This window comes from Streptomyces sp. HUAS MG56 (assembly GCF_058673395.1).
Map to the genome: position 1 here is coordinate 2,664,635 of NZ_CM178722.1, position 22,487 is coordinate 2,687,121.

The following is a 22,487-nucleotide window of genomic DNA, read 5'->3' on the forward strand; positions in this document are numbered from 1 at the left end:
TCCGGAGGGCGAACTTCCGCTCCGACGACGAGAGATGGCGAGTTGTCCGGTCATTGCGGGAGATTGCACCCGCGATCGAGCAGCCGGCTCCGTACCGATCACGGGGTCACGGCCAGGTGGTTGGCTGGATTTTTTCGCTGATGGGGAATCATCCCGCGATCTCGTTCGTCCTTGTCTGTGACGGGTCTTCGGGAAATGGGTGCGGAATGGGCCACAGGTGCCGCATCTAGCACCTCGGCGGCGTAAAACTGCGCAAGCCGGGCAGCCACTGGGGAGTCGGAGTCCAGGTACTCCGGGGCGAGCGGTGTGCCGGCGGTGGGGAGTGACAAAGGTGATGGGGACGGCGGAGGGGCGCGAGGCGCCCGCCGAGCGCGCGGCGGAGCGCCCGGCGGAGCCACGGGGGCAGCGAGAGCCGGATCGCGACATTCCGGTGCGGGGGCGCCTCGGGCGGTCCGCCGGGGAGGAACGGCAGCCGGGGTACCGGCCGTTGTGGATCGAGGAGCCGGCCAAGCGGCACCCGCTGCCCGATCCGGTGCGGACGGCGGCGGTGCGGGCGGTCCTGATCATGGCGGTGACGCTGATCCAGGCGATGGTGGCCTTCCTGTGCACGATGGCCGGGTCCTGGCTGGCCTTCCCCATGGTGATCAGCAGCGTGGTGAGCACAGTGGTGGCCACATGGGCGGTGGTCGACGTGTGGGTCACCCGCCAGGTGTGGAACCAGCGTTACGGCGTGGTCTCCGAGCCGAGCAGCACCGCCCGGGCCCTGCGCCGCGAGCGGCGTGCCCGCCGGCGCCGGGAGCGAGCGGCCCTGCGCGAGCAGGAGCGGATACGCAGGCGGGGCGGCGCCGGTCAGCTGTCCCACCCCTGACCCGGCGCGGCCCCGCCTCACCGCGTGACCGTCATGCCGGTTTCTTGTACATCCGCGTCGCCGTGATCTCGCTGTGCACCGCTTCTCCGGTCTGGGCCTGCTGGGGCAGCCCGGGCCGCAGGTGCTCCTCCACGCTGATGTACTTCAGGCCCGCCCTGAGGTCCGCGTCATTGCGCAGCCGGATGACCAGCGGGAATTCGGCGAGGGCGGTCGTGTCGAACAGGCCGGTGGTGTAGAGCAGCTGCACGCCCAGCGCGTCGGACACGGCCCGCTGGAGCTCCAGCAGGTACGTCGCGTTGGCGCGGCCGATCGGGTTGTCGAGGAACAGCGTGCCGGCGTGCCGGTGCTTCTCACGGCCCCGGTCGTTCGAGCGCAGGGCGGCCATCGTGCAGTACAGCGCGATCGCCGCGGTGAGCAGCTGTCCGCCGGAGAACACGTCGCCCATCTGTCCGACAGGGACGCGCTCGGCGCGCAGCACGGCGTCGGGCTTGAGGATCTCGACGGCCACGCCCCTGGGCTGGAGGGCCGCCGCGACGCCCCGCAGCAGCAGGGACATGCCGTCGCGGCGCAGGTCGGAGTTCTTCTTCACGGCCGCGCGGGTGGCGTCGTCGATGACCTCGCCGAGGCGTTCGGTGAGCGTGACCTGGTCCGGTTCCTCGAAGCGGATGCGGAGGAACTCCTGCCCGGACCACTCGCCGAGCCCTTCCGGCAGCCGGGAGAGCCGCTGGGCGGAGCGCAGCGTGGCGAGCGCGGACTCCACCAGCCCGCGCAGCCGGTCCACGATCGAGTCGCGGTTGCGCTCCAGCTGGGCCAGCTCGTCGGTCAGGACGCGCAGCCGGGGGGCGAAGGCGTCGGCCCACTTCTGGGCGTGCTCGGGCAGCGCGGAGGCGGGCAGTTCGCGGATCTGCTGGCGGGCGGGGGTGCGGACCTGCTCGTAGCGCGTGGAGTTGGCGTGCCGGACGAGGACGTCGCTCGCCTCGCGCACGGCGGCCTCGGCGGCGGACAGGTCGCCGGCGCAGCCGCGCAGTGAGCGGCGGGTCTCGGCGGCGGAGTGCCGGGCGTCCTCCAGGCTGCCCGGGTAGGGCTCCGGCTCCTCCTGCTCCTCCTCCGGGGCGTGCTCGCGCAGCAGGTCGCGGAGCATCGCGGCGATCTCGTCGAAGCCGCCAGCCGCGTCCTCGGCGCCCCGGTGGGCGTCCAGCAGCTCGGCGTGCGCCTCGCGGGCCTCGGCCAACGCCTCGGTGCGGGAGGCGAGTTCGCCCGTCGCGGTGCGCAGGAGCGCCTGGGCGTGCTCGGCGTCGCGCGGGACGAGTTCCTCGGGCAGCTCGGTGTGTGCCTCGCCGTCCTCGGGGGCGTGGCGCTCGGCCTCGCCGCGCAGTCGGCCGAGCTGCTCGCTCGCGGTGGACATGCGGGTCTCCAGGAGCTGCACCAGCTCCTCCGCGCGTGCGGCGGCCGCCTGCCGGGAGGGGCCGTCGGAGCCGTCGGGCGACTGGAGCAGCTGCTCGGCGCGGGTGCGCACCTTGTTGGTGAGCCGGTCCAGTTCGGTGCGGGCGGCGCTCTCGTCGCTCTCCGCGCGGGCCTGCTCGGCCCGCAGGTCGGCACCCACGCCGACCTTCTCGTACACCTGGGAGGCGGCCCGGTAGGCCTCGCGGAGGGCGGGCAGGGACGCCTTCGGGGCGTCCACGTCCTCGACCGGTACATCGTCGGGGGCGCCGGCGATCTCGGCGCGTTCGGCGCGCAGGGCGCGGGCGGTGCGGCGGGCGTCGTCGGCGGCGCGCTGGGCGGCGCGGCGGTCTTCGTCGGCGGCCCGGGCGCGGTCCAGGCAGGCCTGGGCGCGGGCCTCGGACTCGGCGGCCTCGTCGGCGAGTTCGCGGAGCTTGACCTGCCAGCCGGCGCGCTCACGGAGGCGGAAGGCGAGACCGGCGAGGGCGTCGGCGGCGCGGCGGGCCTTCTGCGCGGCCTCCTGCCGTTCGTCGCGCAGCTGGGCGGCCTCGGCGGCGGCCTCCTCGGCCTCCGCGCGTGCGGTGCGCGCCTCGGTCAGTTCCGCCTCGGCCTCCTCGGCGAACTCGCCCGCCTCCTGGGCGGCCCGGGCGAGTTCGGTGAGACGTCCGGCGGGGCAGCCGGTGCGCCAGGAGGCGAGCCGGGCGGCCAGCTCGCGGTCCTTGCCGAGCCGGGCGGCCAGGGTGCGGATCTCCTCGTCGCGCTCGGCGGCCCGGGCGCGCAGCGCGTGCCGTTCCTCGTCGGCGGCGAGTTCGTCGTGCATGGCCGGGTTCGGCGGCACGAGGAAGACGTCCTCGGAGGACGCGTCGGTGGCGGGGGGCGGGGCGAGCAGGGCGGCGGCCGTGCCGACGGCGACGGTCGACCGGGGCAGCAGGGCGGCGTCGGCCAGGGCGTCGCGGGCGCGCGCGTGCGTGTCGGGATCGGTGATGATCACGCCGTCGACCAGTTCGGGCCGGGCGGTGAGCACACGCGCGTGGTCGGCGGGGTCGACGGACTGGGCGAGATAGCGCCAGCCGGGGAGCGCGGGGATGCCGTGCTCCCCGAGGAACTCCACGGTGGCCAGCACGTCCGGGCCGGGCGGCAGCAGCCCGCCGTCGCCGAGCGCGCCGAGGATCCGGGCGTCGTCGGCGGCCGCGGTGCGCAGTTCGAACAGATGCCGTTCGGCGGTCGTCACGGCGGCGTCGAGGAGCGCGCGCAACTCGTCCGCGAACCGGTCGAGTTGCTCGGGCCGCAGCGGGCCCTCGGCGGCGGGGGGCGCCTCCGCGGCCGTCGTCGCGCGCAGGTCGTCGTCGGTGTCGGTGCGCGGGCCGGGAACGCGCGCCCTGCTCGGGATGCCGGGCAGGCCCAGCAGTTCGGCGAGCCGCTCCTCGGCGGCCAGGGACTCGGCGAGGCGCTGCTCGGCCTCGTGGGCGCGCGCGGCCGCGGCCGCCGCGTCGGCCGCGCGGGCCGCCGTCAGCTCCGCACGGGACTCGGCGGCGGCCGCCTCGCGCGCGTGCTCGGTGACCTTGTGGGCGGCCTCGCGGGCCGCGTCCCAGGCGGCCACCGCGGTCTTCTCGGCGTCGCTGGCGGCGAGCGCGGCCCTGGCCGGGTCGGCGTCCGGGGCGCTGTCGTCGAGCCAGCCCGCGCGGACCGCCTCGGCGGTCTCCTGCTCGACCTCGGTGAGGCGCTGGCGCAGATGCCCGGCCTCGCTGCGGGCGCGCTGGGCCTCGGTCGCGGCGGTCGTGGAGTCGCGGTGGGCGCAGTCACCGACCTCCTGGAGGGCGGCGGAGCGCTCCTCCTCCTCGTTGGCGAGGGTCTCGGCGCTCTCGGCGGCGGCGTGCAGGGCCCGTACGAGGTCGACTGCGGCCTTGGCGCGGGCGGCGAGCGCGGGCGCCGCGTCCCGCTCGGCCTCCTGGATGGCGGCGGACACGCGCGCGACGCGGTCGGCGGCGGCCCGGTGCCGCAGCACGACCTCGGCTGCCTGCCAGGCGGAGTGCAGGGTGCGGGCGTCGGCCAGCTCGCGCTTCTGCGCGGCGGCGGACTTCTCGGCGGCGGCGAGCGCCAGGGAGGCGTGCCGGTAGGCGAGTTCGGCGGCGGACAGGGCGCTGCGCTCCCGCCCGCCCTCGGAGTGCGTGACGGCGTAGGCGGCGGCCGTGACGCGCTGGGCGAGGTCGGCGGCCCGTACCCGCTCCCGCACGGCCCGCGCGGACAGCCGCCGGGCGAGGGAGCGGGTGCGGCGCTCGGCACCGGCGTGGACGTCACGCGCACGCGTGCGGGTCTCGGCGGCCTCGACGATGCGTCCGAGCAGGTCGACCGAGCCGGCGGTGAAGTCCCGTTCGGCGATCAGCTCGGCGCGCCGGCCCAGCTTGTTGCCGAAGCCGCTGACGAGGTCGGCGAGGCCGTCGGTGTCGCGGGTGTCGGTGACCGCGCGCAGCAGCAGGTCGGTGAAGTCGGAGTCCTTCTTGACCGCGAAGAGGCCGGCCGCCTCGCCCTCGTCGGCGTTCATCTCCCGCTGGTAGCGGAAGAGTTCGGGGTCGAGGCCGAGGTCGCCGAGGTGCTCGATCCAGCGGTCGTGGATCTCCTCCCAGTGCGCCTCCAGATGCGGGTAGGCCTTGCCCGCCTCGGTCAGGGCGTCACGGAAGCCCTTCATGGTGCGGCGCCGGCCCTGGGCGCCCGAGGTGCCCTCGGCGGGCGGCCGTACGGCGGTGGCCTCGGCGACCGGCAGGTTGTCCAGGCTCAGTCCGGGGCCGGGCCGGAAGGAGTACCAGGCCTCGGCGAACTTGCGCGGGTCGTTGGAGACCTGCCGCCCTCGCCACTCGCTGACCTTGCCGACGACGACGCACTCACCGGTCTGCACGTGCTGCCACTCCAGCGCGACGTGTCCGCAGTCGTCGGCGAGCAGGAACTTGCGCAGCACGCCGGAGCTGGCGCCGCCGAGGGTGTTGCGGTGGCCCGGCAGCATCACCGAGAAGATCAGCTTGAGCAGGACGGACTTGCCGCCGCCGTTCTCCAGGAAGAGCACGCCCGCGGGCGCGGGGCGGCGCGGCGGCCCGGCCGGCTCCTCCTCGAAGAACTCCGCCTGCGTGGGCGCCGGGTCGGGCACGGGCTCGCCCACGCCCCGCAGGTCAAGCACGGTGTCGGCGTAGCGCGCACCGGCGGGCCCGATGGAGTAGAGGCGGACCCGGGACAGCTCGTACATGGCGGACTCTCGTAAGTCTGGTGAAAGGTGCGGTGGTTCAGGTCATGGCGGGGCCCTGCGGCCCTCAGGAGTGGAACGGCAGTCCGGCGTCCGCCACCAGCTCCAGGTCCTCGGTGTCCTCGGCGGGCAGCAGGCTTGCCGTGCCGTCGGTCACCGGGACGACGCCCAGGTCGAGCAGTTCGGCCATCGCCGCGGCGCCGGCCATGTCACGGACCTGGAGTTGGTAGCGCGCCGTGGTGCGGTAGGTGCCGCCTCCGTCGTCGCCGGTGCGCTGGAGGAAGCCCGAGTCGGTGAGGAAGGCGAGGGCCTTCGCGACGATGCCGGTGGTGGAGGCGGCGGGGCGGCGGGCGTCCTTGGTGGCGCCGGTGGCGCTGCGTCTGGCCCAGATCCGCCAGGCGGCCTCCAGACCGGGTGCGTCGCTCGCCGGGTCGGTGTTCTCGCCCTGCTGCTCGGCCCGCTCCTCCAGGCGCCGGCAGGCCTGCCGTACGAAGGCGTCGACACCGTTGACCGTGACGCGGCCGATGTAGGAGTCGTCGGCCAGGTCCTCGGGGCGCGGGAACGCCAGGGCGGCGGCGGCGAGATGGGCGAGGCCGTGCAGGAAGCGGTCGCCGGAGTCGGCGGCGGTGCGACGCGCGTAGTCGCCCATGCGGACGGCGAACACGGAGTCCTCGGCGGCCGTCACGGCCATCCCCGCACGCGGGGACACCTCCAGCACGACGAGGCCGAGCCCGGCGGCGACGGCGTCGGCGAGCCGCGCGAACGCCGGGTCGTCGCGGTAGCGGCGCAGCAGCTCCGTGTACTCCTGGTCGCGCGCGGGCTGCACCTTGGGCTGCAGTCCGAAGGCGACGAGCCGCGCCGCGTCGGCGGCGTCGGCGGGGGTGACGGCGGCACCGGCCGGCGCGGCGGCGGGCTCGGGCTCACTCCAGTCGACGTGCTCGGTCACGGCTTCGGCTCCTTGTCGCGTTCTTGCTCGGTCATGCTGCTTCCGTCCGGTCGGCCGCCATCCCGGCCGCGTCCAGCAGCGCGGTGCCCACGATCAGGTCCGCCCCGCCGAACTCGGGATCGTCCAGCTCGGTCCCGTCGTCCACGGCGAACAGCAGCTTCTCCTCGCCCTGGCGGTACGCCGTGCCGACGGCCGGGCTGGCCGCGTGCACCGCCAACAGGGCCACCAGATACGCCAGATCGGGGTCGCCGGTGCGGCGGGCCTCGGCCAGCAGCCCGGACAGCCGGCGCGGCGCGTCGGCCGGGAGGTCCAGCAGCTCCGTCGCGGCGACCAGTTGCTCCTCGCTGAACCGGCTGTCGTCCGGCGTGGCGATCAGGTCGGGCTCGGGCATCTCCGCGCCCAGGTGCTCCCGTTCGACGGGCGGGGTCAGCAGTATGTCGACGAGGTCCGCCACGCGCACGGAGACCGGTGTGCGCAGCCCCGTGCCCTGGGCGAAGAAGGCGTCCGTGACCCGGATCGCCTGCTCCACGGGCAGCGGCAGGACGGGGGCCACGAGATGGCCGTACAGGTCTGTTCCGGACGTCGTCGCCGGGGTGGCGAAGGCCTGCCGGTCCTGCTCGGCGCGGAAGAGCGGGCCGGCCTCCAGCAGGCGGGACTGGAGCTGGGTGTGCCGCCGGATGCAGTCCTTGACGATGTCGACGAGTTCGGCGGCGCGGCGCTTGTGCTCGGGCTCCTCGGTCTCGTCGCGGGCCTTGCGGATGTTGGTGAGGATCGCGTTCTCGTGGCGGTAGCGGTCCGCCACGTGGTCCAGGGCCTCGGCGATCATGTCCGGCACGGAGTTCAGCCAGTCCACCGCGCGGACGTTGCGCCGGGTGGCATCCAGGGCGCGGCGCAGGGTCTCTGAGTACTGCACCGTGCGGTAGCGGGCCTGCTCGGCGGCGAGCTGGGCGTCCGCCAGCCGGCCGCGGTTGATCAGTACTTCGAGCTTGACCTCGGCGGCGATCTGGGCGCTGGTGACGTCGGTGTCCAGGGCGCCGACCAGGACGTTGACCGCCTCGTCCGTGGTGCGCAGGTAGACCGTGCCGCCGGGGCCGGGGACCTCTTCGATCAGCTTGAAGTCGTAGTCCCGGCGGACGTACGTGCCGTCCGGGCCGAAGGTGCCGTACACGGCCCGGAAGCCGCGGTCGGCGCTGCCGACGTTGATCAGGTTCTCCACGACCCAGCGGGCCACGCGCTCGTGCTCGCCGACGGGCCGCTGCGGGGCCTGGGCGGCGATGCGCGGGATCAGCCGGGCCACGATCTGCTCGTGGTCCGCGCCGGTGTCGAAGTCCATGTTGAGCGTGACGAGGTCGATGGCGGCCAGGGCCACCTCGGCCATTCCGTAGACCGAGTACTCACCGGCGAGGTTGGCCTTGCGCGCGTCGAGGTCGTGCAGCGGCGCCGTGCAGGCGAGGGCGCGCAGCCGCCGCGCCAGGCCCTCGTCGGCGGCCGGGCCCGGAGCCGGGCGCGCCGCGGCGCTGAGCTGGGGCGGAACACTGTCCGTCGATGCGGGTGAAGTCACGGTGCACAGACTAGGTCCTCGGTCTGACATCGACCCAAACGACGCAGAAGCGACGGGCGTCACACAGGCTCAGGAGAGCCCGGCGCTCTCCTCGCCGACCCTGCGCCGGTACACCTCCACCACCCGCTCCAGCGAGTCGGTGAGGTAGGTCTCCAGCAGGTCCTCCGCCCCGAGCCGGTCACCGGCCTGGAGCGCCCGGAGGATCTGCTGGTTACGGGCGAGGTACGGCTCGTGCAGCCGGCGCGGGTCGTCCACGACGTGGAAGGCGAGGCGCAGTTCGGCGAAGACGCTGCGCATCAGTTCGTCGGTGCGTTCGCTGCCGGCGAGGGCGACCAGTTCGCGATGGAAGTGGATGTTGGCGGTGCCCAGCGCCTTCCAGTCGGTCGCGCCGGCCGCCGTCTCCCCCTCGGCGACCGCCGCGGCGAGCCCGTCCAGCGGGTACGGCGGCTCGCCGAGCCCGCGGACGACGGCACACTCGACCAGGGTGCGCGCGCGGTAGATGTCCTCGACGTCCTCGACGGTCAGGACGCGGACGAACACGCCCCGGTTCAGCTCGTGGACCAGCAGGCGTTCGTGCGTGAGCAGCCGGAAGGCCTCGCGCAGGGTGTTGCGGGAGACCCCGAGCGCCCCGCCGATGCCGTCCTCCGACAGCCGCGTGCCGGGCGGGAAGTACCCGTCGGCGATACGGCTGCGGAGGATGTCCGACACGCGCTCGGCCGTGCTCGTACGCCCGAGGAGGGCCCGGTCGCCGGCCAGTCCCGTCAGCTGCTCTGCCATGCCGGGAATTCAATCGCAGACAGGCGGAACCAGACAACACGGGTATTGTCGGATTGTTGAACGACCCATCATCCGTCCGCCTCGGCTAGCCGATCCCGTTCGCCGCCACCTCCGCGTCCTCCCGGTGGGACGCCGGCGCCTCCGCCTCCGCGCGGTGGCCCGCACCGCCGGGCGTCGCGGCACGGTTCACGACGATACGGCGCAGCTGTGCCCCGCCGGCGGCGCCGGTGCGCTCCGGCAGGGCGGCCAGGGCCGCGGACACCGCCGCCGACGCGCTCTGGTCGAGCCGGGCGCCGGTCCCGCGGGCCTGGTGGCGCATCTCGTCGGCGGCGAGACGCAGCAGCTGGGGCAGCAGGTCCTTGCACCGCCGCACCACCCACCCCGTGCCTGCGGTGGCCAGCCACAGCAGGCTCGCCGTACGGGTCGGCGGGGGGAACTCCGGCTCGGGCGAGGGAGGTTGGCCGCTCGCCCGGCCCGTCTCGGCGAGCAGGGCGTGGAAGTGGGCGGCCAGCTGCCGGTGTCCGCGCTCGCTCGGGTGCAGCCGGTCCGCGCTCCACAGGGCCCGGTCCATGATCCAGGTACCGCCCGTCGCGTGCAGATGGACGGCGCCGTAACGCTCGGACAGCGTGTGCACGACGGTGTTGACCGCGCGCTGCCGGCGGGCCAGCGGGCGGGCGAGGGCGCCGGGGAGCCCCAGCATCGCGCCGGGGTCGGGCAGGCAGGCGGTGAGCAGGGTGGCACCCTGCCGGGTGAGGGCGGCGTAGGCCTCGTCGAGGCGGGCGGCCACCGTGCGGATGTCGAAGGTGTGGCGCAGGGTGTCGTTGACGCCGATGACCACGCAGGCCACGTCCGGGCGCAGGGCGAGGGCGGCCGGGAGCTGCCGCTCCCCCACGTCACGGGTCTGCGCCCCGCTGACGGCGAGGTTGGTGAACTCCACGTTCCCCGCGAGGGACGGCGCCAGCAGCGCGGCCCAGCCCCGCCAGCCGGTGCCGACGGGGTCGCCCACGCCCTCGGTCAGCGAGTCACCGAGGGCGACGAAGCGGACGGCTCTCATGCCACGCCCTCCGGGACGGCGCCGCGCCGGGGCGCGGTCACCGGGGCGTCGTGCGCGGCGAGGAACGCCTCCACGGCCGTGCCCCACCCGAAGCACTCGGCACGCGCGCGTGCCGTCTCGCGGCGCTCGCGCTCGCCGCGTTCCAGGAGCATGTCGACGGCGTCGGCGAAGGCCTCGCCGTGGTCGGCCGCGGTCGCGCCCGCGGACCCGATCACCTCGGGCAGCGCCGAGGAGGCGCTCGCCACGACGGGCGTGCCGCAGGCCATGGCCTCCAGCGCGGCCAGCCCGAAGGTCTCGGCGGGCCCGGGGGCGAGGGCTATGTCGGCGGACGCCTGGAGCGCCCCGAGCACGGCCCGGTCGGAGACGTGCCCCAGGAAGGTCACCGGCAGCCCGCGCTCCCGCGCGCGCTGCTCCAGCCGGGCCTTGAGCGGTCCGTCCCCGGCGACCACCAGCACGGTCTTCCGGCCGCGCCGCAGCAGCGCCTCCAGGGCGTCGAGGGCGGTGCCGGGACGCTTCTCGACGGAGAGCCGCGAGCACATCACGAGCAGCGCCTCGTCCTCGCGCGCGTGGCGCTCGCGCAGGGCGGGGTCGCGCAGCGCGGGGTGGCGTTGCATCAGGTCGACACCCAGGGGGGCGCGTACGACGTTGCGCGCGCCGATGCGGACGAACTCGCGCTCGGCGAACTCCGTGGTGCACACCACCCGCGAGTAGACGTGCGCGGTGCGGGTGTTGAGGGCGTCGGCGGCCTTGCGGGACAGGTTCTCGGACAGGCCCCAGGTGCGCAGTACGCCGTCGGCGGTCTCGTGGGAGACCATCACGGCGGGCACGCGCGCGCGTCGGGCCCAGCGGCCGGTCCAGCGCAGGGTGGTCCGGTCGGAGACCTCCAGCCGGTCCGGGGCCAGCTCCTCCAGGAGGGCGGCCACGCGCCGCTTGTCGGTGAGGACGCGGTAGCCGCCGGTGCCGGGCAGCAGCGGGCCGGGCAGGGTGATGACACGGCCCTGCTCGGTGTCCTGGTCGGTGTGCCGTTCGCCGGGCACGACCAGCACCGGTTCGTGGCCGGCCGCGCGGAAGCCCTTGCCGAGTTCGCGCAGGGCGGTGCGCAGGCCGCCGGAGGCGGGGGCGACGAAGTTGGCGAGGCGGACGATGCGCAGGGAGGAGCCGGTGCCGGTCATGCCGCCACCGCCGTCCTGCGGGCCGCGAGGACGTCGCCGTAGTGCCCGATCAGCTGGTCGCCGACGGCGGCCCAGGTGCGGCCCTCGACCATGGTGCGGGCGGCGAGGCCGTACGCGATCCGGCGGTCGGGGTCGGTGACCAGAGTGCGCACGGCCTCCGTCACGGCGGCGGCGTCGAGCGCCGCGACGAGCAGTCCGGTGCGCTCGTGGGCGACCAGGTCGAGCGGGCCGCCGGCGGCGGGCGCGACGACCGGGACGCCGCTGGCCATGGCCTCCTGGACGGTCTGGCAGAACGTCTCGAAGGGGCCGGTGTGCGCGAACACGTCCAGCGAGGCGAAGATCCGCGCGAGGTCGTGGCCGGTGCGGCGGCCGAGGAAGGCGGCGCCGGGCAGCGCCTCGGCGAGGTGGGCGTGGCTGGGCCCGTCACCGACGACCACGACCTTCACGCCCTCCAGTCCGCAGACTCCGGCGAGGAGTTCTACGTGCTTCTCGGGGGCGAGCCGGCCGACATAGCCGACGATCAGCTCGCCGTTCGGGGCGAGTTCGCGGCGCAGGGCCTCATCACGGTGTTCTGGCTTGAAACGTACGGTGTCCACGCCGCGCGGCCACAGCCGGACCCGGGGCACGCCGTGGGCCTCCAGGTCGGTGAGGGCGGCGCTGGAGGGGGCCAGGGTGCGGTCGGCGGCGGAGTGCACCGAGCGGATGCGCCGCCAGGCGGCCGCTTCCCCGGCGCCCATGTACGTACGCGCGTACCCGGCGAGATCGGTCTGGTAGACGGCGACGGCGGGGATGCCGAGCCGGGCGGCGGCGGCCATGCCGCGGACGCCGAGGACGAAGGGGCTGGCGAGATGGACAAGGTCGGCGCGGTGGTCGAGGAGGGCCGCGGCGAGGCGCCGGCTCGGGAGGGCGACGCGGACCTGGGGGTAGCCGGGCAGGGGGAGGGAAGGGACACGGACGACCGGGCACGGGGCGTCCGTGTCCGGTGCGCTGCCGGGAGCGGGGGCCGGCGCGACGACGAGCGGGGAGTGACCGCGATCAACGAGGTGCCGGGCGGTCTGGAGCGCGCAGTGGGCCACGCCGTTCACATCGGGGGGAAAGGATTCGGTCACGATGACGACACGCATACGGGTGTTGTCGCCGCGCTGGACGTGGCCGCGTCAACGTCGATCTTTCCGCTCGGGGAACGTCCTGTGAGCGTTGGGCTGCACACCCGAGCGGGTCAGACGGCCGTCATGGCCGCCTGACCCGCCGGTCATCCGGTGTTCACCCGGCGGGCGGTCGTCCGCGTGTTCCGTACGCGCGTGGGGGAGGGTCAGCCGCCGGCGGTGTCGGAGCCGAAGCGGCTGCGGACGGCCGTCTGCACCTCTGCCTCCTCGGCCGGATCGGCGGCCAGGCGGCGCAGGCGCTCCACGACCCGGGTGTCACCGGTCTCGGCGTGCCGGGCGGCGATCTCGCGGGTGGTCTCCTCGCAGTCCCACAGGCATTCGACGGCGAAGCCGGCGGCGAAGGAGGGGTCGGTGGCGGCCAGGGCGTGGGCAGCGCGGCCGCGCAGGTGGGACGAGGCCGTCTCACGGTAGACGTGCCGCAGGACGGGGGCGGCGCAGGCGATGCCGAGGCGTCCGGCACCGTCCACGAGGGTCCACAGGGTGGGTGCGTCGGGGCCCTCGCCGCGTACGGCCTCGCGCAGGGCGCCGAGGACCAGGTCCTTGTCGCGCGCGCCGCCCCGGCAGGCGAGCATGCGGCCCGCGGCGGCGCCGAGGGGGTCGGGGCGCTGGGCCCAGCGACGGGCGCGGTCGACGGCGGCGACGCTGCGCATCCGTTCGAAGGCGTCGACGGCGGCCTCCACGACGACGGTGGTGCCGTCGGCGACCGCGGCCTCGATCAGGTCGAGGGCTTCGGCGTCGTTGCCGTCGGCGAGATAGCGCAGGGCGGTGCAGCGGGCGCCGTCGGTGCCGGACCGGGCGGCCTGGACGATCTCCGCGCGGTCCTCGGGACCGGCCACGGCGACCAGACAGCGGGCGGCCGGCACATGGAGTGCGGCGCCGCGGTCCATGCCCGCCTGCGCCCACTCGAAGACGGCGCGCACGCTCCAGCCCGGCCGGGGACCGGTCGGCTGCATCTGCCGCTGCCAGCGGTCGAAACAGCCGGTCTCCTGCGCGGCACGCACACGCGTGGCGATCGATTCGCGCGGATCCTCCGCCCACAGCCGCCACGGCCGGGGCTCGAAGGCGTCCCGGACGGCGGCGGCCAGCTCGGCCTCGCCCTCGGGGTCGGTGCCGAAGCGGGCCAGGACGGGGGCGGCGAGGGCGCGCAGGCCCGCGTCGTCGTCCCGCAGGGCCAGCTCGTCCAGGGCCCACGCCCAGTTGCTGCCCGTGGCGGCGTACCGCCGCAGCAGTTCGAGCGCGTCGAGCCTGCCGTAGGAGGCGAGGTGTCCGAGCACGGCGAGGGCGAGACCAGTGCGGGACTCGTCGGTGTCGAGAACGTCCTCGGGGCCGAAGAGATGGGCCGCGATCGCGTCCAGCTCGCCATTCAGGTCGAGGTACAGGCGTGCGTAGTAGAGAGAGCGGTTCTCCACCTGCCAGTCCTGGCGGGGGTCGCGCAGCACGCACTGGTTCAGCGCCGCGAGCGCTTCCGCGCGCGGGGCGGTGAGCGCGTGCAGCGTGCCGTCGCCGCGGCCCCGCTGCAACAGGCCGAGCAGCGTACCGCTCGGCGCTATGAACGGATCGAACATGGCAAACAGCCTCACATCAAGCGTCGACGCAACCGGAGAACACGCACTACCTGGCCGCGTGACACAACGTCGGAGCGCCCGCCGTCTCTTGCTTGCTGTAGACCATTTCTCTCTGCCTCTCGTCGGTGGCCCATGCGGACCGCATCACGGCCCGCGCGGTGCGGCAACACCTGCCCAGCCATCGCGTCCGTGAATCACGTCGTCATGATGACCCGCGGTGTGTGCTGCCGCGACCGTATTTCCGGCGGCCTTGTACCGCCTCCCCCGTTTTGTGTGTCGTACCTGGTCAGGACATGTGCGTCAGTGTGCGCCGAACAGTTCCAGGAGTTCCGTCTTGCCGAACATCCGCGCGGTGTCGACGGCGGAGGGCGTGCCCGCGGCGGGATCGGCCCCGCCCGCCAGGAGCGCCTTGATGACCTCGGCCTCACCCTTGAAGACGGCTCCCGCGAGCGGCGTCTGGCCTCGGTCGTTGACGTGGTCCGCCGCCGCGCCGCGCGCGAGCAGTTCGCGCACCGTCGCCGCGTGGCCGTGGTAGGCGGCGAGCATCACGAGGGAGTCGCCGCGGTCATTGGTGAGGTTGGCCGGAACACCCGCGTCGACGTACGCCACGAGCGCCTCGGTCTGCCCCTGCCGGGCCAGATCGAAGATCTTGGTCGCCAGCTCCACGACCTCGGGGTCGGGGGCTTCGCTCATCGGCCGGACCGCCTCTCCTGGAAACTTCGGGGACTTGCAGGGAGCGTACGGCAGCGAGCGGAACACGGCCGTACGAGTGAATCGTCAGCGTACTGGCTCGCGGGGCACATGACCCGATGCGCCCGAGGTAAAGATCACGCTCGTCCCTGTTCGGGGCATCAGCCCTGGCCAATCGGGCGGAGCCCGCTCCGCCGACCGAGGGAAAGCGGTCAGATTTCACCCATTTGCACCTTTTATCGTATGGACACATCCTGTGATCCTGGAAGAACTCATGGTGACTGTCCCCCTCGACACCAGGAGGCCTCAAATGGTCTTTTCCATGTCCGGCGTGATCATTCTCGGCGTCATCGTCTTCCTGTTCTTCCGCAAGGACGGGCTCAAGGGCTCGCACGCGACCGTGACAGCCCTGTTCGGCTTCTATCTCGCCAGCACGGGCATCGCCCCGAGCATCAAGGCCGGCGGCGAGAGCCTGGCGAGCCTCCTCGGCGGCATCAAGTTCTGACCCAGCCCCTCCCGCCCGCACGCACCACCAGGAGACAGCAGTGGCCCGGCGCCCTCTCCCCCGCATTCTGAGCAAGGACAGCGCCCAGATCGCCCGGACGCAGCTCGCCCGGAGCCGGGAGCTGGCCCGGACGGCGGCCGACAGTGCCACCGACGTCCTCCATCCGCTGATCGCCGTCACGCGCGGGATGCGCCGGCTGGCCTCGGCCGGGCGGCGCAAGTGGGCGGACACGCCCGAGGACAAGCGCGGGCCGCTGCTGTTCCTGGTGGCCGCCGTGGTCCTGGTCGTGGCGCTGGCGCCGTACGGCCCGCTGCTCGCCGTCATGTCCGTGATGGCGGCAGCGGCCTGGCACGGCCGGGACCGCACCGAGCCGGCCCCCGAAGGGCCGGACGAGTCCCAGATCGAGCGGCTCCAGTCCCTCTACGAGGCCCTGGTGCCGTACTTCACCGACCCCGAGGACCCGGCGCCCCTGTACACGCACGGCGGGGAGTGGGAAAAGGTCTTCGCGGCGCACGAGTTCGACGACGACGGCCGCGTCGGCCACCTCGTGATCCGCTACCCGGCCTACTTCCCGGACGGCGAGTCCGAGGCCCGCGCGCGGATCGAGCACCTGCTCACCGCGAAGGCCGGACGCGGCCGCGAATACCACTTCGGGTGGGACGAGGAGGGCAACCAGCTCACCGTCACCGTCCTCGCCCCGCTGCCCACCGACATCGCCGCCCAGCACTTCGTCACCGCGCCGGGCGAGACCGTCCTCGGCTTCACCGACCCGGGCGAGGTGCAGCGCACGCTCCCCCTCGCCTACGGCGAGGAACAGATCGACGTCCCGCCGGTCGTCTGGCGCACCGGCGTGCGCTCCACCGAGCCGCACCTGCTGGCCGTGGGCCAGCCGGGCGGCGGCGCGTCGACCCTGCTGCGCTCCCTCGCCCTCCAGGCGCTGCGGTACGGCGACGTCCTGATCGTCGACGGCGGCGGCACCGGCGAGTACGCGTGCCTGACCGGCCGGGACGGCGTCCTGGCCGTGGAGTGCGCGCTGCCCGGCGCCCTGGCGAGCCTGGAGTGGGCCGCGCAGGAGACCGAACGCCGGCTCATCGCCATCAACCTGGCCCGGCAGGCGGGCGACCCACCGCCGGCGGACACCCGCCGCCCGCTGTGGATCCTCCTCGACCGACCCGCCGTCTTCGCGCACCTCGCCGGCTCGGAGGGCCGCCAGGACCCGCAGGCCCTGCTCCAGGTCCCGCTGCGGCACGGCCGCGCGGCGAACGTGACCGTCGTGGTGGCCGAGCAGTTCGACGGCGCGGAGGCGCTGAGCGACGTCGTCCGCCAGCACACACGCGCGCGTGTCGTCCTCGGCTCCACCACGCCTCGCCAGGTGGAGGCGGTCCTCGGCGCCGCGCCGCACACCACGCCGCCGGGCCAGGTCCCGCCCGGACGCGGCTACGCCCGCCTGGGCTCCGGCCCGGTGCACCGCCTCCAGGTGCCGCGCACCCCGGACCCGTACGACGACGCCACGAGCGACGCCGACAGCGCGGCGGTGCTGGACCTGCTGCCGCCCCGGACCGCGGCGGTGGAGGCCCAGCCGCGGGAGCCGGCGGATCTGACGAAACCCTCGGTGAGCACGGAGACGGTGCGTACGGAGACGGTGGGGGCGGAGACCACGTAAGGGGTGCGCGTACCGGGTCCCGCGATCGGCGCCCCGCAAAGCCGCCCAGGAGGCGTCAGGCCACGAACGTCCGCGGCGGCTCCACGCCCCCCGTCGCCCCCGTCTCCACCAGCCGGGCCGCGGCCGCCAGCCGTACCGCCGCCTCCTCCGCCACCACTCCCCCGACGGTGAACGGCAGCCGTACATAGCCCTCGAACGCGCCGTCCACGCCGAAGCGGGGGCCGGAGGGGACGCGGACGCCGGTGCGTTCGCCCGCCTCGGCGAGCCGGGACCCGGACAGGCCGCCGGCGCGGACCCACAGGGTCAGACCGCCCCGCGGCACCTCGAACTCCCAGGTGGGCAGTTCACGGCGGAGCACCGACACCAGCGCGTCCCGGTTCTCCCGGGCCTGAGCGCGGCGCAGTTCCACCGCCTGCTCCCAACCCCCTGTACTGAAGAGCCAGTTGACGGCGAGCTGTTCCAGCACCGGGGTGCCGAGATCGGCGTACGCGCGCGCGGCGACCAGGCTGCGGATCACGTCCGGCGCCGCCCGCACCCAGCCGATGCGCATGCCCGCCCAGAACGCCTTGCTGGCCGAGCCGACCGTGATCACCGTGGAGCCCGCCGGGTCGAACCCGCACACCGGGCGGGGCATGTCCGCCGCGCTCAGGTCCTCGTCCAGCCACAGCTCCGTCATCGTCTCGTCCGCGACGAGCACGGTGCCGGCCGAGCGCGCCGCGTCCACCAGCCGGCGCCGCTGGTCCTCGTCGGCGAGCGCGCCGGTGGGGTTGTGGAAGTCGGCGACCACGTAGGCGATGCGCGGCGCGGCCTCGCGCAGCACCTGGCGCCAGCGGTCCATGTCCCAGCCCGACAGGCCTTCGGCCATGGCGACCGGGACCAGGCGCGCGCCGGCCTCGCGCATCAGCTGGAGGATGTTGGCGTAGGACGGGGATTCCACCGCGATGCGTTCGCCGCGGCCCGCGAAGAGGTGGCAGATCGCGTCGATGGCGCCCATCGCCCCCGTCGTCACCATGATCTGCTCGGGCATGGTGGGGATCCCGCGCGCGGTGTAGCGCTCGGCGATCATCTCGCGCAGCGCGGGCAGCCCGGCCGGATAGTCGCCGTGCGTGTGGGCGTACGGCGGCAGTTCCTCCAGGGCGCCCTGCACGGCCCGGGTCAGCCAGGGCTCGGGGGCCGGGAGCGAGGCGCAGCCCAGGTCGATCACCGAGCCCAGCGCCTCCGGGGGCAGGGGTTCGAGGCCGCGGGCCGGGATCGGGTTCCCGGCCGGCACCGCGGTCCAGCTGCCGGCGCCGCGCCGGGACTCCAGGAAGCCCTCGCTGCGCAGCGCCTCGTACGCGGCCGCGACGGTGGTGCGGCTCACGGACAGGGAGAGGGCGAGTTCGCGTTCGGCGGGGAGGCGGGCGGCGACCGGCACGCGCCCTTCGAGCACCAGGAGCCGAATGCCGTCGGCCAGTGCGCGGTACGCGGGCGGACGGCGGGTGCCCGGACCGGCCGGACGCTCCTGCTGGGAGTTGAGGAGCCGGGCGAGTTGCGCGGCGCCCATCGCAGAGGTCCACTGCGCCATGACGATCAGTCCACCTTCCCCGAATTGGCCATGGATGACTCTTCATCCCAAGCCACAGAGTGACATGCGTCAGGCCACCGCCACCACCCAGGGGGATATTTCATGTCCACTCCCGACCGTCTCGTACGCCGGCTGATCCAGCTGTACGCCGGCCTCGCGCTCTACGGCGCGAGTGCCGCGCTGCTCGTGGCGGCGGGCCTCGGCCTGGAGCCATGGGGCGTACTGCACCAAGGGCTCGCGAAGCTGACCGGGCTGACCATCGGCGTCGTGTCGATCGTCGTGGGCGCGGCGGTGCTGCTGCTGTGGATCCCGCTGCGCCAGCGCCCGGGACTCGGCACGGTCTCCAACGTCTTCGCCGTCGGCCTCGCCATGGACGGCACGCTCGCACTGGTCCCCGACCCGCACTCCTTCGCCGTACGGATCCCGCTGATGCTCGCGGGGATCGCGCTGAACGGCGCCGCGACCGGCCTGTACATCTCCGCGCGCTTCGGCCCCGGCCCCCGCGACGGGCTGATGACCGGGCTGCACCGGCGCACCGGCCGCTCGATCCGGCTGGTGCGGACGACGATCGAGGTGGCGGTGGTGGTCACCGGCTTCGCCCTGGGCGGCACGGTCGGCGTGGGCACCGTGCTGTACGCGGTGTCCATCGGCCCGCTCGCCCAGCTCTTCCTCCGGGTGTTCGCCATCCCGGCGGAATCGGCCCGCAGCACGGTCGTTGCCGAAGCGACACCGGAACGGGTGATACTGCGTCCGTGACCCTCACGAGACCGGCCAAGCGCCACCCGTACCTCGACCACCCCGGCCCCATCCCCTTCGCCCACCGGGGCGGGGCCGCCGACGGCATCGAGAACACCGTGGCGCAGTTCCGCCGCGCGGTGGAGATGGGCTACCGGTACATCGAGACCGATGTGCACGCCACGGCGGACGGCCGGCTCGTCGCCTTCCACGACTCGACCCTGGACCGGGTGTCCGACGGGGCGGGCCGGATCGCGGACCTGCCGTGGGAGGACGTACGGCACGCGCGCGTGGGCGGGCGTGAACCGGTGCCGCTGTTCGAGGAGTTGCTGGAGACCTTCCCCGGGGTCCGCTGGAACGTCGACGTCAAGGCAGAGCCCGCCCTGCGGCCGCTGCTGGACCTGATCGAGCGCACGGACGCCTGGGACCGGGTCTGCGTGGGCTCCTTCTCCGAGGCGCGGGTGCTGCGCGCCCAGCGGCTGGCCGGGCCGCGCCTCGCGACCTCGTTCGGCACGCGCGGGGTGCTCAGCCTGCGGCTGCGCTCGTGGGGTCTGCCGGCCGCCGTGCGCCGCTCCGCCGTCGCCGCCCAGGTGCCCGAGGCGCAGTCGGGCGTGCCGGTGGTCGACCAGCGCTTCGTTCGCGCCGCCCACGCGCGCGGGCTGCACGTGCACGTGTGGACGATCAACGAACCGGAACGCATGCACCGGCTCCTGGACCTGGGTGTCGATGGCATCATGACCGATCACATCGACACATTGCGCAAGGTCATGGAGGACCGCGGCGTCTGGGCCTGACCGGCCCGGCGGCGGCCCGAGCCTTCGCAGTTCAGCGGGGAAAGCGAGGGCACGGGTGGGAATCGACACCGTGCGCACAGGGGCTGCGGACGAGACCGCCGCTCTGCGGCGCGAGCAACGCGGCTGGTACTTCTACGACTGGGCCTGCTCGGTCTACTCGACGAGCGTCCTCACGGTGTTCCTGGGGCCCTACCTCACCTCGGTCGCCGAGCGGGCCGCGGACTCCGGCGGCTATGTGCATCCGCTGGGCGTGCCGGTCCGGGCGGGCTCCTTCTTCGCCTACTCGGTGTCCCTCTCGGTGATCGTGGCCGTGGTGCTGATGCCGCTGGTCGGCAGCGCGGCCGACCGCACGGGCCGCAAGAAGCCCCTGCTCGCGGCGGCGGCGTACACCGGGGCGGCCGCGACCACCGGCATGTTCTTCCTCGACGGCGACCGGTATCTGCTCGGCGGGGTGCTCCTCGTCGTGGCCAACGCGGCGCAGTCCGTCGGGATGATGCTCTACAACTCGTACCTGCCGCAGATCGCCCCGCCCGAGGAGCGCGACGCGATCTCCTCGCGGGGCTGGGCCTTCGGCTACGCGGCGGGCTCCACGGTCCTCGTCGCCAACCTGGTGCTGTACTCGGCGCACGGCTCCTTCGGGCTGTCCCAGACGGAGGCGGTGCGGATCTGCCTGGCCGCGGCGGGCCTGTGGTGGGGCGCCTTCACGCTCGTACCGCTGAGCCGGCTGCGCGACCGGCACACGCGCGTGGAGCGCGCCACGGCGCCCGGGCTGCGCCAGCTCGCGGCGACGGTCCGGGACATGCGCCGGCATCCGCTGACGCTGTCGTTCCTGCTGGCGTACCTGATCTACAACGACGGCATCCAGACGGTGATCTCGCAGGCCTCGGTCTACGGCTCGCAGGAGCTGGGGCTGGGTCAGTCGACGCTCATCGTGGCGGTGCTGCTGGTGCAGGTGCTGGCGGTGGCCGGGGCGCTGGCGATGGGGCGGCTGGCCCGGACGCACGGCGCGCAGCGCACGATCCTGGGCTCGCTGGTGGCCTGGACGCTCACCCTGGCGGCCGGCTACTTCCTGCCCGCGAAGGCGCCGGTGTTCTTCTTCGTGCTGGCCTCCGGCATCGGCCTGGTCCTCGGCGGCAGCCAGGCGCTGTCCCGGTCGCTGTTCTCCCATCTCGTACCGCCCGGCAAGGAGGCCGAGTACTTCTCGGCATACGAGATGAGCGACCGCGGGATGAGCTGGCTCGGGCCGCTGCTGTTCGGCGTGACGTATCAGCTGACCGGCAGCTATCGTTCCGCGATCATCTCGCTGGTGGCCTTCTTCGTGATCGGTTTCGCCCTGCTCGCCCGGGTTCCGGTGCGGCGGGCGATCGCCGAGGCGGGGAACCCCGTCCCGGAAAAGATCTAGCGCGGATTTAGCGCTCAAGGCGAAAGGGCGGTAGTGTACGCGTTTGGCCTGCCAGGCGTACCGTTACTGCGCGTCAAAGATGCCGAAACGCTGGGTGACATCTGCTAGCAGATGTGACAAACCGGGCGCTGGTGGGTACAACAAGGGGCGGCTACGACGGCGACGCATGACCCGGAACGGGACTCGGAACGGGAATCTTTACCGCCGACCGGACGTTGACCGGATGACGACGACAGCGACACCTGTCCTGTGGGCGACAAGCCCGGGAGGCACGATTCATGAGTGAGCGAGCTCTTCGCGGTACGCGCCTCGTGGTGACCAGCTACGAGACGGACCGCGGTATCGACCTGGCCCCGCGCCAGGCCGTGGAGTACGCATGTGAGAAGGGGCATCGTTTCGAGATGCCCTTCTCGGTCGAGGCGGAGATCCCGCCGGAGTGGGAGTGCAAGGTCTGCGGGGCCCAGGCACTCCTCGTCGACGGCGACGGCCCTGAGGAGAAGAAGGCCAAGCCCGCGCGTACCCACTGGGACATGCTGATGGAGCGGCGTACCCGTGAGGAACTCGAAGAGGTCCTTGAGGAGCGCCTGGCGGTTCTGCGCTCGGGGGCGATGAACATCGCGGTTCACCCTCGGGACAGCCGTAAGTCCGCATAACGCCGCAGACGAACACACCGCGGGCGCCGTACGTGAATCCTCACGTACGGCGCCCGCGGTTTTTTCGTATGGGTACGGGACGCTCAGCGCGTCAGGGGCGGGTACTGCTCCCCCGGCTCCGGACGGTGTCCCGCGCCGTCCTCGCGGATGACCTCGCCCTGCACCACCTTGCCGTCGGGCCGGTGCATACGGGCCTGCTGGAAGGCGTCGCCCAGACTCCCCGGGGCCGCGGCACGCAGCCGCTTCTCCAGGGTGTTCTCGGCGAAGCGGCTCACGGCCTTCTGGACCGGCGGCAGGAGCAGCAGGAGACCCGCCGCGTCGGAGAGGAGGCCGGGGATCATCAGCAGCAGACCGCCGAGCATCATCAGGCCGTTGCCGCCGCCGCGCGCCGGGGAACCGCCCTGCTGCAAGGCCTCGTTGAGGCTCTGGAAGGCACGGCGGCCCGCCCGCTTGATGACCACGGAGCCGCCGACGAGGCCCGCGACGAGCAACAGGAAGACGGCGAGACCGCCGGCCGCGCCCGCGACCAGGGTCAGCAGCCAGATCTCCAGCACCAGCCACGCGGCGACCCCCAGCGGCAGATACCTGCGCAGCCGGGAGCGCCGGGGCCGGGTGGTGTACGCGGAGGTGGGAACGCCAGTCGTCATGCTCCCAGTGTGCCTGGCGGCCCTTCAGCACGGGATAAAGGGGCCGATCGGCC

18 protein-coding genes are annotated in these 22,487 nt (G+C 73.9%); 7 read left to right on the top strand and 11 right to left on the bottom strand.

Translation table 11 applies throughout. The features are described 5' to 3' along the window. The first annotated feature begins 334 nt into the window (after positions 1 to 334). Positions 335 to 868, top strand: coding sequence for a hypothetical protein (locus tag AC4OXY_RS12740; protein WP_356032862.1), 534 nt, complete (start codon positions 335 to 337; stop codon positions 866 to 868). 31 nt (positions 869 to 899) lie between these two features. Here the strand turns inward: AC4OXY_RS12740 and AC4OXY_RS12745 are convergent, their stop codons facing one another. From AC4OXY_RS12745 to AC4OXY_RS12785, 9 genes are all read right to left on the bottom strand, one after another. After that, entirely contained in the window at positions 900 to 5,543 is a 4,644-nt protein-coding gene (locus tag AC4OXY_RS12745) for a hypothetical protein (protein ID WP_491993945.1), read from the bottom strand. Between the two features lie 64 nt (positions 5,544 to 5,607). Beyond that, entirely contained in the window at positions 5,608 to 6,486 is an 879-nt protein-coding gene (locus AC4OXY_RS12750; RefSeq protein ID WP_376294661.1) for a hypothetical protein, read from the bottom strand. A 31-nt stretch (positions 6,487 to 6,517) separates the two neighbouring features. Continuing rightward, positions 6,518 to 8,047: a hypothetical protein gene (locus tag AC4OXY_RS12755; RefSeq protein ID WP_376294659.1), complete on the bottom strand. Its 1,530-nt coding sequence runs from the start codon at positions 8,045 to 8,047 to the stop codon at positions 6,518 to 6,520. Positions 8,048 to 8,116: 69 nt separating this feature from the next. Beyond that, positions 8,117 to 8,824: a GntR family transcriptional regulator gene (locus AC4OXY_RS12760; RefSeq protein ID WP_356032852.1), complete on the bottom strand. Its 708-nt coding sequence runs from the start codon at positions 8,822 to 8,824 to the stop codon at positions 8,117 to 8,119. Between the two features lie 85 nt (positions 8,825 to 8,909). After that, the gene (locus tag AC4OXY_RS12765) at positions 8,910 to 9,878 is read right to left on the bottom strand and encodes an SGNH/GDSL hydrolase family protein (protein ID WP_376294657.1); all 969 of its coding nucleotides are present in this window, start codon (positions 9,876 to 9,878) and stop codon (positions 8,910 to 8,912) included. Next, a complete protein-coding gene (locus tag AC4OXY_RS12770) occupies positions 9,875 to 11,050 on the bottom strand; it encodes a glycosyltransferase (protein WP_362822016.1) in 1,176 nt (391 codons plus the stop codon). Before AC4OXY_RS12770 ends, AC4OXY_RS12765 begins: the two co-directional genes overlap by 4 nt. Beyond that, a complete protein-coding gene (locus tag AC4OXY_RS12775) occupies positions 11,047 to 12,174 on the bottom strand; it encodes a glycosyltransferase family 4 protein (protein ID WP_491993946.1) in 1,128 nt (375 codons plus the stop codon). The genes AC4OXY_RS12770 and AC4OXY_RS12775 overlap by 4 nt, the downstream gene beginning before the upstream one ends. A gap of 188 nt (positions 12,175 to 12,362) precedes the next feature. Then, positions 12,363 to 13,781 (bottom strand): HEAT repeat domain-containing protein, encoded by a 1,419-nt coding sequence (locus tag AC4OXY_RS12780; protein ID WP_356032842.1) that lies wholly within the window; start codon positions 13,779 to 13,781, stop codon positions 12,363 to 12,365. A gap of 300 nt (positions 13,782 to 14,081) precedes the next feature. Further along, positions 14,082 to 14,474 carry an ankyrin repeat domain-containing protein gene (locus AC4OXY_RS12785; RefSeq protein ID WP_356032840.1) on the bottom strand — a complete coding sequence of 131 codons (393 nt, stop codon included), beginning with the start codon at positions 14,472 to 14,474 and terminating at the stop codon, positions 14,082 to 14,084. A gap of 307 nt (positions 14,475 to 14,781) precedes the next feature. Between AC4OXY_RS12785 and AC4OXY_RS12790 the strand changes: the two genes are divergently transcribed. Together AC4OXY_RS12790 and AC4OXY_RS12795 are read left to right on the top strand one after the other, a co-directional pair. Continuing rightward, a complete protein-coding gene (locus tag AC4OXY_RS12790) occupies positions 14,782 to 14,976 on the top strand; it encodes a hypothetical protein (RefSeq protein ID WP_356032837.1) in 195 nt (64 codons plus the stop codon). A gap of 40 nt (positions 14,977 to 15,016) precedes the next feature. After that, complete coding sequence (locus tag AC4OXY_RS12795) at positions 15,017 to 16,639, top strand: hypothetical protein (RefSeq protein ID WP_491993947.1); 1,623 nt, start codon at positions 15,017 to 15,019, stop codon at positions 16,637 to 16,639. 55 nt (positions 16,640 to 16,694) lie between these two features. Here AC4OXY_RS12795 and AC4OXY_RS12800 read toward each other — a convergent pair whose 3' ends face one another. Then, positions 16,695 to 18,203, bottom strand: a complete 1,509-nt coding sequence (locus tag AC4OXY_RS12800) for an SCO1417 family PLP biosynthesis transcription factor (protein WP_356032832.1) — start codon at positions 18,201 to 18,203, stop codon at positions 16,695 to 16,697. Positions 18,204 to 18,305: 102 nt separating this feature from the next. Here AC4OXY_RS12800 and yczE point away from each other — a divergent pair, with 102 nt between their 5' ends. From yczE to AC4OXY_RS12820, 4 genes are all read left to right on the top strand, one after another. Continuing rightward, on the top strand, positions 18,306 to 18,959 hold the full coding sequence (gene yczE, locus AC4OXY_RS12805) for a membrane protein YczE (RefSeq protein ID WP_356032829.1): 654 nt from the start codon (positions 18,306 to 18,308) through the stop codon (positions 18,957 to 18,959). Further along, positions 18,956 to 19,732: a glycerophosphodiester phosphodiesterase family protein gene (locus AC4OXY_RS12810; RefSeq protein WP_356032826.1), complete on the top strand. Its 777-nt coding sequence runs from the start codon at positions 18,956 to 18,958 to the stop codon at positions 19,730 to 19,732. The genes yczE and AC4OXY_RS12810 overlap by 4 nt, the downstream gene beginning before the upstream one ends. A 55-nt stretch (positions 19,733 to 19,787) precedes the next feature. Next, positions 19,788 to 21,134 carry an MFS transporter gene (locus AC4OXY_RS12815; protein ID WP_376294646.1) on the top strand — a complete coding sequence of 449 codons (1,347 nt, stop codon included), beginning with the start codon at positions 19,788 to 19,790 and terminating at the stop codon, positions 21,132 to 21,134. A gap of 278 nt (positions 21,135 to 21,412) precedes the next feature. Then, positions 21,413 to 21,787 (top strand): RNA polymerase-binding protein RbpA, encoded by a 375-nt coding sequence (locus AC4OXY_RS12820; protein ID WP_003977404.1) that lies wholly within the window; start codon positions 21,413 to 21,415, stop codon positions 21,785 to 21,787. An 83-nt stretch (positions 21,788 to 21,870) separates the two neighbouring features. Here AC4OXY_RS12820 and fxsA read toward each other — a convergent pair whose 3' ends face one another. Beyond that, positions 21,871 to 22,434: an FxsA family membrane protein gene (fxsA, locus tag AC4OXY_RS12825; RefSeq protein ID WP_356032821.1), complete on the bottom strand. Its 564-nt coding sequence runs from the start codon at positions 22,432 to 22,434 to the stop codon at positions 21,871 to 21,873. Positions 22,435 to 22,487 lie beyond the last annotated feature (53 nt).